At 73.1% G+C, this 9,994-nt stretch carries 10 protein-coding genes; 4 read left to right on the top strand and 6 right to left on the bottom strand.

What is annotated here, in order from left to right:
- The first annotated feature begins 71 nt into the window (after positions 1 to 71).
- The 3 genes from ACFT32_RS05230 to ACFT32_RS05220 all read left to right on the top strand — a co-directional run bounded on the left by ACFT32_RS05230 (position 72) and on the right by ACFT32_RS05220 (position 4,246).
- Complete coding sequence (locus tag ACFT32_RS05230; RefSeq protein WP_382486007.1) at positions 72 to 1,193, top strand: DUF6777 domain-containing protein; 1,122 nt, start codon at positions 72 to 74, stop codon at positions 1,191 to 1,193.
- Positions 1,194 to 1,269: 76 nt separating this feature from the next.
- The gene (locus ACFT32_RS05225; protein ID WP_382486005.1) at positions 1,270 to 3,360 is read left to right on the top strand and encodes a SpoIIE family protein phosphatase; all 2,091 of its coding nucleotides are present in this window, start codon (positions 1,270 to 1,272) and stop codon (positions 3,358 to 3,360) included.
- Between the two features lie 22 nt (positions 3,361 to 3,382).
- Positions 3,383 to 4,246 carry an Fpg/Nei family DNA glycosylase gene (locus ACFT32_RS05220; RefSeq protein WP_382486003.1) on the top strand — a complete coding sequence of 288 codons (864 nt, stop codon included), beginning with the start codon at positions 3,383 to 3,385 and terminating at the stop codon, positions 4,244 to 4,246.
- Between the two features lie 7 nt (positions 4,247 to 4,253).
- Here the strand turns inward: ACFT32_RS05220 and ACFT32_RS05215 are convergent, their stop codons facing one another.
- The 4 genes from ACFT32_RS05215 to ACFT32_RS05200 all read right to left on the bottom strand — a co-directional run bounded on the left by ACFT32_RS05215 (position 4,254) and on the right by ACFT32_RS05200 (position 7,573).
- A complete protein-coding gene (locus ACFT32_RS05215) occupies positions 4,254 to 5,435 on the bottom strand; it encodes a PP2C family protein-serine/threonine phosphatase (RefSeq protein WP_382486001.1) in 1,182 nt (393 codons plus the stop codon).
- A 116-nt stretch (positions 5,436 to 5,551) separates the two neighbouring features.
- A complete protein-coding gene (locus ACFT32_RS05210; RefSeq protein ID WP_382485999.1) occupies positions 5,552 to 6,211 on the bottom strand; it encodes a zf-HC2 domain-containing protein in 660 nt (219 codons plus the stop codon).
- 150 nt (positions 6,212 to 6,361) lie between these two features.
- Positions 6,362 to 6,874 carry a hypothetical protein gene (locus ACFT32_RS05205; protein ID WP_382485998.1) on the bottom strand — a complete coding sequence of 171 codons (513 nt, stop codon included), beginning with the start codon at positions 6,872 to 6,874 and terminating at the stop codon, positions 6,362 to 6,364.
- Positions 6,875 to 7,027: 153 nt separating this feature from the next.
- Entirely contained in the window at positions 7,028 to 7,573 is a 546-nt protein-coding gene (locus ACFT32_RS05200) for a sigma-70 family RNA polymerase sigma factor (RefSeq protein WP_382485996.1), read from the bottom strand.
- Positions 7,574 to 7,795: 222 nt separating this feature from the next.
- Here ACFT32_RS05200 and ACFT32_RS05195 point away from each other — a divergent pair, with 222 nt between their 5' ends.
- Entirely contained in the window at positions 7,796 to 8,953 is a 1,158-nt protein-coding gene (locus ACFT32_RS05195) for a CapA family protein (protein WP_382485994.1), read from the top strand.
- A 37-nt stretch (positions 8,954 to 8,990) separates the two neighbouring features.
- Here ACFT32_RS05195 and ACFT32_RS05190 read toward each other — a convergent pair whose 3' ends face one another.
- Together ACFT32_RS05190 and ACFT32_RS05185 are read right to left on the bottom strand one after the other, a co-directional pair.
- Positions 8,991 to 9,428, bottom strand: a complete 438-nt coding sequence (locus ACFT32_RS05190; RefSeq protein ID WP_382485992.1) for a pyridoxamine 5'-phosphate oxidase family protein — start codon at positions 9,426 to 9,428, stop codon at positions 8,991 to 8,993.
- A gap of 58 nt (positions 9,429 to 9,486) precedes the next feature.
- A complete protein-coding gene (locus ACFT32_RS05185; protein ID WP_382485990.1) occupies positions 9,487 to 9,948 on the bottom strand; it encodes a universal stress protein in 462 nt (153 codons plus the stop codon).
- Positions 9,949 to 9,994: the final 46 nt, after the last annotated feature.

Raw genomic sequence — 9,994 nt, 5'->3', positions numbered from 1 at the left:
CCGGTTGCGTAACCCAAGTGAGTGAAGCAAACAATAGGGACGAATGGCCAAAAACGAGGCAGGAGGACTGGGTGCGGACACACACCGGGACCCTCGTCATGGCCTGTGTGCTCTCGACGGCGCTCCTCCTCTCGGGCTGCGGCACCGACGGTGACGGTGACGAGGCGGACGCCGGTGGAGAGCTCTTCCTCCAGCCGGCCGCGGCCCGGGGACCGGACCCCTTCACCGACTCCACGGCCACCACGACGGCTACCCCGTCCCCCGCCCCGCGAACGCCGGGCAGAGCAGGCCCGGACGGGCCGTCCCGGGCCTTCGCCGGCCTCGGCGGACTGCGCTCGCTCTCCGGCGGGACACCCGGCCTGTACGGCGGCATCGAGCGGACCGGCAGCTGCGACATCGCGCGGCAGATCGGCCACCTCACCCGCGATCGGGCCAGGATCCGCGCCTTCGCCCGGGTCGCGGGCGTCTCCCCGGCGGCGGTCCCGGACTACGTGCGCCGGCTGACCCCACTGGTGCTGCGCGCCGACACCCGCGTCACCAACCACGGCTTCCGGGCCGGACGGGCGAGCGGCTACCAGTCCGTCCTCCAGGCGGGCACCGCCGTCCTGGTCGACGACCGGGGCATGCCGCGCGTCCGCTGCGCCTGCGGCAACCCGCTGCGCCCGCCGCTGGCGATGCGGGGCACGCCGCGCGGCCAGGGCAGCCCCTGGCCCGGCTACCGGCCCGGCGAGGCGATCGTCGTGACCCCGGCCCCGCAGGTGATCACCGACTTCACGATCATCGACCTCGCCGCCCGCACCTGGATCGAACGGCCGACCGGCCACGACGTACGCCACGACCGGGCCCTGCCGCCACCGCTCTGGGCGCAGCCCCCGGCGTCCCGCGCGCCCTCGTCCGTCCCCCCGGTCGAGCCCGAGGCCGCTCCGCGCGAGCCCCGGGTCGCTCCGCCCGAGCCCGTCCTCTCCCCGGGCGTGGGCAGTACGGCTCCCCGGGACACGGGCTCCCCGGCGGACGCGGTTCCACCGCCCGTGGCACCGCCCGACGAGACCGACCCGCTGCCCGACGAGACCGACCCGCTGCCCGACGAACCGGCTCCGGCGGACCCCGGCGGCTCCGGCGAGGTCGGCCCCGACGCCGTTCCGGACAGCCCCGACCTGCCCGACGGAGCCGGTCTCATCCCCGATGGCGACTGAGGGACGGTCCGGCCGGAAGACCCGTACGCTCGGCACAACGGTCGAAGAATCGGATGATTCCTGGCAAGGTGGGCCCATGGCTGATCGGGGAGGGAGCGCCCTGTCACTCCCGGACGACTGGCCCGCCCACCCGGATCCGATCCTCGCGCTCAACCGGATGGGCAGTTTCGACTGGGATCTGGACACCGGCCTGATGCAGATGGACGCCCAGGCCCACGACGTCTTCGACGTGCGCCTCGACGAGTACGACGGCCACCCCGCGACGCTCGCCAAACGGGTCCCGCCCGGCGAGGCCCGGCGCCTGGACACCGCGGTCTCCCAGGCCCTGAAGGACGGCAGCGAGAACTACGGCGCCTACTTCCGCATGCGCCGCCGCGACGGCACCCTCCGCTGGACCCACACCCAGGGCTACATCCGGCGCGACGACACCGGACGGCCCCGCCGCATCATCGGCATCGTCCGGGACGCCACCCAGGAACTCGGCGAGAGCGAGGCCCGCCTCGACCAGGCCGCCCGGGACGAGGCCCGCCGGGAGCAGACCAGCGTCGTCGAACTCACCACCGCCGCCCTCGCCCACGCCCGCACCGTCCAGGACGTCATCGACGTCCTGAAGGACACCCACGGCCTCACCCACCTGGGCGCCACCAGCCTGGTCATGGGCCTGGTCGAGGCCGGGCGCATCCGCCTGGTCGCCGAGGGGCCCTCCGACAGCTTCGTGCCCGGCACCCGCGTCACCCGGATCGACGAGCCCTACCCGATGAGCGAGGCCGTGCGGACCCTCGGCCCACGCTTCATCGAATCGCCGGAGGAGTTCGCCGAGCGCTACCCGATCCTGTGGCCGCACATCACCGGCCTGAACATCACCTCGGCCGCCTATCTGCCGCTCATCGTCCAGGCCCAGCCCATCGGCGCGATGGGCCTGCTCTACAGCGACCGGCGCGGCTTCACGCCCGAGGAGCGCAACATCCTCGTCGCCCTCGGCAGCAGCATCGCGCAGAGCCTGCAGCGGGCCATGTTCTACGAGCAGGAGATGGACCTCGCCCAGGGCCTCCAGCAGGCCATGCTGCCCCGGACCATCCCGAGCGTGCCCGGGGCCGACGTCGCCGTCCGCTACCGCGCCGCCACCATCGGGGGCTCCGTCGGCCGTGACATCGGCGGCGACTGGTACGACCTGATCCCGCTGCCCGGCGGCCGGGTCGGCGCCGTCATCGGCGACGTCCAGGGCCACGACACACACGCGGCCGCCGTCATGGGCCAGCTGCGCATCGTGCTGCGCGCCTACGCCGCCGAGGGACACACCCCGGCCACCGTGATGGCCCGCGCCTCCGTCTTCCTGCACGAACTCGACACCGACCGCTCCGCGACCTGCCTCTACGCCGAGGCCGACCTGTCGACAGGCGTGCTCCAGATGGTCCGGGCCGGCCACATCGACCCGCTCGTGCGCCGGCCCGACGGCTCCTGCCGCCGCGTCACCGTCCCGGGCGGTCTGCCGCTCGGCCTGTCCGCCGAGTTCGGCCGCCTCGAATACCCGGTGGGCACCGTGGAGCTCGACCCCGGCGACACCCTGCTGCTGTGCACCGACGGCCTGGTGGAGCAGCCCGGCGCCGACCTCGACGACGGCATGCGCACCCTCACCGCGCTCGTCGCCACCGGCCCCGACGACGTACGCGACCTCGCCGACCGGCTGATCGACGTGGCCGCCGAGCGCAGCGGTGACGACGACGTGGCGCTGCTCCTGCTGCGCCGGCGCGGCCCCGACGGCCCGCAGTCCGGCGGGCGGCTCCAGCGGCACGTGGCCCCCGGCGACCCCGCGGCCCTGGCCGAGGCCCGGCACATGATCCGCACCGCGGTCGGTGTCTGGGGAGCCCGGGACCGCGCAGACGAGATCGAACTGGTCGCCGACGAGCTGATCACCAACGCCCTGATGCACACCGAGGGCTCCGCCATCGTCACCCTGCGGGTCCTCACCGGCTCCGGCCGCCGGCTGCGCGTCGAGGTCGAGGACTCCTCCAGCGCCCTGCCGCGCCGCCGCGAGGCGGGCGAGTCGGGCGTCTCAGGACGGGGCCTGCTGCTGGTGGAGCTGCTCACCGACGTATGGGGCGTGGAGGCACGCGGCGGCGGCAAGGCCGTATGGTGCGAGTTCGTGGTGCTGCCCGACCAGCACTGACCGCGCGTGGCACTCTGGACTCATGCCGGAACTCCCCGAGGTCGAGGCGCTCAAGGACTTCCTGACCGAGAACCTCGTCGGCCATGAGATCGTCCGGGTGCTGCCCGTCGCGATCAGCGTCCTGAAGACGTACGACCCGCCCCTGTCCGCGCTGGAGGGACACGAGGTCGCCGCAGTACGCCGGTACGGCAAGTTCCTCGACCTCGCGACCGCGGACGGCCCGCACTTCGTGACGCACCTGGCCCGCGCGGGCTGGCTGCACTGGAAGGACCGTCTGCCCGACGGCCCGCCCCGCCCCGGCAAGGGGCCCCTCGCGCTGCGTGTGGCCCTGGAGACCGGCTCCGGCTTCGACCTGACCGAGGCCGGCACCCAGAAGCGGCTCGCCGTGTACGTCGTGGGGGATCCGCAGGAGGTCCCCGGTGTCGCCCGGCTCGGCCCGGACCCCCTCGCCGACGGCTTCGACGAGCAACGCTTCGCGGAACTCCTGGCCGGTGAACGGCGGCAGCTCAAGGGCGCGTTGCGCGACCAGAGCCTGATCGCGGGCGTGGGCAACGCCTACAGCGACGAGATCCTGCACGCGGCGAGGATGTCGCCCTTCAAACTGGCCGCGTCGCTGAGCGCGGCGGAGACCCATCGGCTGTACGAGGCCCTGCGCGACACGCTCACCGAGGCCGTCGAACGCTCCCGGGGCGTGGCGGCCGGGCGGCTGAAGGCCGAGAAGAAGAGCGGCCTGCGTGTCCACGGCCGTACCGGCGAGCCCTGCCCGGTGTGCGGCGACACCGTGCGGGATGTGTCCTTCAGCGACTCCTCGCTGCAGTACTGCCCGACCTGCCAGACGGGCGGCAAGCCGCTGGCGGACCGCAGGATGTCCCGGCTGCTGAAGTGACGCGCCGTCACCGGGCCGGGGGCGACCACTCGAACATGAGGATGGTCGCGTCGTCCCGCAGTCGGCTGCCGGACGAGTCGAGGATGGAGTGGATGAGCCGCCGCAGCGTCTCGGGCGCCAGCTCGCCCGCTGCCGTCGCCCGGATGATGTAGTCGGCGAACTGCTCGAGACCGAACTCCGCGCCGTCGACGGCCCTGGCCTCGGTGACCCCGTCGCTGTACATCAGGACCCGGTCGCCGGGCCGCAGAGCGATCTCGTGCGTCCGCCGCTTCAGCCCGGCCAGCCGGGACGGCAGACCCATCGGCGGTTCCGGCTCGCGCCGCATGGCGCCGACGTCCGGCCGTCTGTCACGGATGAGCAGCGGGGTGGGATGCCCGCAGTTGCACCACCGCAGCACCCCGGTGGCCAGGTCCAGCTGGGCCAGGACCCCCGTGCAGAACTGGTCGGGGAGCCACTGCGCCAGCGCGTCGTCGACGCTCTGCACCAGGTCGGGCAGGTCCGCCCCGCTCCGCCGGGCATTGCGGCTCGCGGCGAGGCACACGGCCGTGGTGAGCCCGGAGGCCAGGTTGTGTCCCATGGCGTCGAGGACCGTGGCGTGCAGCGTCGTCTCGGTGAGGGAGTGGTCGAAGGCGTCGCCGCCGAGCTCGTAGGCCGGCTCCAGCACGGCCGTGGACACGACGTGCTCGGTGCCGATCGTGCGCGGCGGCAGGAAGGCCCGCAGCATCTCGGCGGGCAGCAGCATCGGTCTGGTGCGCGTACGCCGGACGAAGGAGTCCTGGTACGCCCGGGTGGACGTGATCGTCATGGCGAGGAGCGTGGCGAGGGCCTTGCCGCGGCGCAGCACGGCCGGGGTCAGCGAGGCCGAGTGCACGGCGAGGACCCCGAGGCGCTCCGCGCCGTCCACGAGGGGGACCCAGGCCGTCATGCCGCCCGACTCGGACTCCTCCACGCGCAGGGACTGGGTGCGGTAGGTCCAGCCGGCGAGTGATTCGTCGACGGGCAGGGGCGAGGCCACGTCGGTGAGCGGCACGAGCCTGCGCTGCTGGATGTCGGCGAGGTACACCGCGGAGTCCTGGAGCCCCAGGGCCTCGGTGCAGCGGGCCACCGCGGTGGTCAGGTCCAGCGCCCTGTTCCCCGGATCGGCGAGGTACTCCTCCAAGCGGCCGTCGCCGTCCTGTGACGCCGCCACCTCGTCTCCCCTCGTCGCCTCCGCGGACACCCGGCTGTCTCCCGGGTGCGCCAACCAGCAGTCTCACACCGGGGCACGCGGGATGCCCGACGGCAGGGGCGGACGGACGACACCCGCTAGCGCGGCTGAAGCTTCACGAGGACCTCCCCGGACGCCGAGCGGACCTCGTAGCGGGCGGTCTCGTCCGGGTGCTTGGACGAGCTGGCCATCATCGTGTTGGGGTGGGTGTCGTGGCCGGGGCCGTGCCAGCTGGTCGCGGTCTCCTCGGTGCCGTCGCGGCCGACGATGACCAGGTGGCAGGAGCGCGGACCGCCCGCGTCCTTGACCTTCAGCTCGACCTGGCTGCCCGAGGCCTTGTCCTCGACGGTGACCTGGGCCCAGACGCCGGAGCGCGCGTCGGTCGCCGCGACCGTCAGGGGCCCCTCGTCCGCGCTGCTGCCCTGGGCCATCATCGCGACGCCGGGTACGGACACCGCGAACGCCACCGAGGCGGCCAGGGCGAACAGGAGGCGTCTGCGACCGGCCCGGCGCCTGGTCGCCACCTCGGCCAGCAGCCGGTCCAGCATGCGCGGCCCCGGCTGCGCCATCGGGTGCACGAACCGTGGTGTCGCCCGCCGGTACAGCATCAACTGCCGTGTCGTGGCGCCGAATTCCGTCACCTCTGCAGCGCACCGAGGGCACTCCATGAGGTGGTCCTCGAAGCGGAAGGCCTCCGCCTCGTCCAGCACGCCGAGCGCGTAGGCGCCGACGTCGCGATGCCGTTCCAGGGACCTCATGCCGAATCCTCGTGCCGTTGGGTGCGGGTGGGGTTACTCCTTGCTCCCACCGGTACGGACCAGGCAGCGGAATCACTCAAGGCGGTGACACAATCGCAACCTATGGATTCGGAGCCCTCCGTCCGGCGGATTGGTCCCAGGCGCAGAAATCTAAAAAAGATGGATCGCGAGGTGTCCCAGCGGCAGTCCCAGCTGCCAGGCGGGCGTCCAGACCTTCGGCCCCTCGTCCTCCCCCACCACCGGCGCACCGCCCGGCACCGCGTTCAGATCGGGCGCGAGCAGCTCCGTCTCCTGCAGCCAGCGCCAGGCCTCGTCCGCCAGGTCCAGGTCCGGGGCGGGCCGCCCCTCCCGCGTGGCCGCGCGGGCCAGCTCGGCCAGCCGCTCGCGCACCCACTCCTGCCACGGCTGGTCGTACGCGGTCAGTGACAGCCACGTCTCCAGCTGGGTGACGACCCGGATGCCGGACAGCTCCCCGTCGGTGTCGGAGAGGAAGATGGTCAGCGCCAGGGCGTCCCGCCCCGCCCGGAACTCGAAGGACGTCGGCGGCATCAGATCGCCGGTCCGCAGCAGCTCGTCGGCGATGTACTCGGCGTACAACCACGCCATGGGGACGGTCAGTTCCCCGCCGGCGCCGTCCGTGCTCTCTTCACCTCTGTGCAGCATCCCTTCCTGCCTTCCTCCGGTACGTGCGCGTAGCCCGACACCGGGCCCCGGGGGGCGCTGTCGGCCCTCTCCGGAACACGGATGAGAACAGCCGATTACTCAACCGGGGTGTTCAGCAAGGCGCTTTACGGAGGCTTGACCCACCCATTGGTTTCAGCGCAGGTCGGCGGCGTATCCGGGAAGCACCCGGCGCAGGGCGCGCAGCGCGTAGTACGCGCGGGACTTCACCGTACCGGGCGGGATCCCGAGGGTCGCCGCGGCTTCCGCCACACTCGCCCCCTGGAAGTACACGAGCACCAGGACTTCACGGTGCTCCGGAGTGAGTGTCTTCACAGCCTGGCGGACGTCGAGCATCGCCGCAGCCCGTTCGGCGTGGTCGGAGATGACCCGCGCGTGCTCCAGCACCGCGTCGCCGACCTCGGCCGGACGCGCCTGCCGGGCCCGCCGGGCGTCGATCGCGAGCCGCCGCCCGACGGTCATCAGCCAGGGCCGTACGGACTCGAAGTCGTCGGCGCGCAGGGCCTCGGGGTGCTGCCAGGCGCGTACGAGCGTCTCCTGCACCAGGTCTTCCGCGCGCTGCCGGTCGCCGTCGCAGAGCCGGAGCAGGAGCGCGAAGAGGGGCCGGCCGTGCTCCCGCTGCAGTGCGGCGAGCTCGTGCTCGGCGGTCGTTCCGTTCGTGAGAGTGGATCCGGCCGTCATGGCCGTATGCCACAGCAGGGCGCAGCCGGGGGACAGGGCACGTATCCGCCCGTGCGGCGGACGGTCGATCGCGTCGACGAACGGTTCGACGAACGGTCACCGCGCCCGGACCTGTGTGTTCCGGACGGGCTAATGAGCGTGTCGGAGCCGCGTGGGACGGCATGAGCCTTCTTTCCTGATGGTGCGTAAATACGACCACAACGCCCACAAAGGGGTGAATGGATGATCGCTCGCAGTCGACAGGTGGCCCTGGCCCTGACCGTCGTCCTCGCCGCGGGCGCGGCCTGCCAGGCCCGCGGCAGCCATGAACCGCGCGGCCCGGGACGCCCGGCACCGTCCTCCGCCGAGCCCCGCGGCTTCACACTGGTCGCCTCCGGCGACGTCCTCCCGCACAGCTCCATCATCGACCGGGCCCGCTTCGACGCCGGCGGCACCGGCTACGACTTCCGGCCGATGCTCGCGGGGATCCGCTCCGTCGTCTCCCGCGCCGACGTGGCCCTGTGCCACATGGAGACCGTCTACGGCGAGAACGGCGCCTACACCGGCTACCCCACCTTCAAGTCCCCGCCCGAGGTGGCCCAGGCCCTCGCCGTCACCGGCTACGACGGCTGCTCCACCGCCTCCAACCACACCCTGGACGACGGCGCCGACGGCATCCGGCGCACCCTCGACGCCCTCGACCGCGCGGGCGTACGGCATGCCGGCTCTGCACGCGCCGAGGAGGAGGCGCGCGCGGTGACCGTCCTCCAGGCGGGCTCGGCGAAGATCGCCCATCTCGCCTACACCTACGACACCAACGGCATCCCGCTCCCGGCCGGACAGCCCTGGGCCGTGAACCTCATCGACGAGGGCACGATCCTCGCGGACGCCCGGGCCGCACGCCGGGCGGGCGCCGACGTGGTGGTCCTCTCCCTGCACTGGGGCACGGAGTGGCAGGACGCGCCCAACGCCCAGCAGCTGTCCCTGTCCCGGAACCTCACCGCCGCGCGCAGCGGCTCACGCCCCGAGATCGACCTGATCCTCGGCACCCACGCGCACGTCCCTCAGGCCTACGAGAAGGTCAACGGCACCTGGGTGATCTACGGCATGGGCGACCAGATCGCCGGCGAGATGACCAACCACCAGGGCGCCAAGGACCCGCGCGGCAACCAGTCCACCCTCGGCCGCTTCACCTTCGCCCCGCCCGCACGGCCGGGCGGCCGCTGGGAGGTGACGAAGGCCGAGTTCGTCCCGCAGCTGTTCGACGTCGACGCCGGCCGCGTCGTGAACCTCAACCGTGCCATCGCCCAGGGCGCCGACGGACAGGCGGTCCGCGACCGCATCCGGGACGTCGTCCTCGGCAGGGGCGCGGCCGGGGACGGACTGGTGATGGGGGAGTAGCCCGGGAACACCGCCCGGCCGTGCGCCCGTGGCCGCCTCAGGGGGCCACGGCGTAACTCAGGTCGTGCGCGACGAGGGACGCGGGCCCCAGCCGCAGCCACACCGTCCCGCGCCGCGCCGGATCGTCGTGGAGGTAGTGCACGAACCGCTCGTCCCACCGTTCCTCGTCCGCGCCCAGATAGCGGACGAGCTTGCGCCGCCCCCGCTCGACGTCGAAGGGCACGAGTTCCGCCCGGCCCCGGGCGATCACCTGCCGGACCAGACCGGTCGCCGGGTCGCACTCGTCCACCACCAGCGCGACCCGGGGATCGGCCCGCACCCGGTCGAACAGGCGGGCCCAGGGACCGGTCAGGACCCAGAACGCGCCCTCCTCCCAGAGGAACCAGACGGGGCGGACCGTCGGCCCGTTGGTGGCGAGGCGCGCGGTGAGGGGCCGGCCCAGGAAGGCGTCGACGTCGAAGGCGTAGGAGGTCACGGCAGCATCTTCGATTCCGGGCAGCCTCGTGCCTACCGACCGGGGACCTAGGTCCCCGTTACGGCACCACGGTCACCGGCCACCGCCCGGCCTTCACCAGCCGTACTGCCACCGACCCGACGATCCGGTGGCCCGCCTGCTCGGACGCGCCCACGACCACGGCGTCCGCCTTGAGTTCGTCGGCCGCCTTCACCAGGCCGTTGTACGGATCGCCGGGGAACGTGTGGAACTCCCAGCGGACCTCGAATATCCCCTTGAGCCGCTCGGCCGCGTCCCGGATCTGCGCGACCAGGCCCTCGGCGATCTCGTCGGTCGTCCCGGCCACCGGCGCCCCCAGCGCCGCCCCCGCCGCCAGCACCGGCTGCACGTACACCACGGCGAGCAGCGCGTGCTGCCGCCGGGCCAGGCCACCGGCGTAGGCCGCGGCCCGCAGGGAGGAGTCGGAGCCGTCCACTCCGACCACGATCACCTTCGGCCCGTCCGTGCCCCGCTCGAACTGATGGGCGTGCTGTTCCGTCACGCCGCGAGGCTATCGGAGCCCCCTGGTCCGGCCGCCGGCCGGGAGT

Source organism: Streptomyces sp. NPDC057002 (assembly GCF_042673825.1).
GTDB lineage: Bacteria > Actinomycetota > Actinomycetes > Streptomycetales > Streptomycetaceae > Streptomyces.
This window is presented reverse-complemented; position numbering and strand designations above follow the sequence as displayed.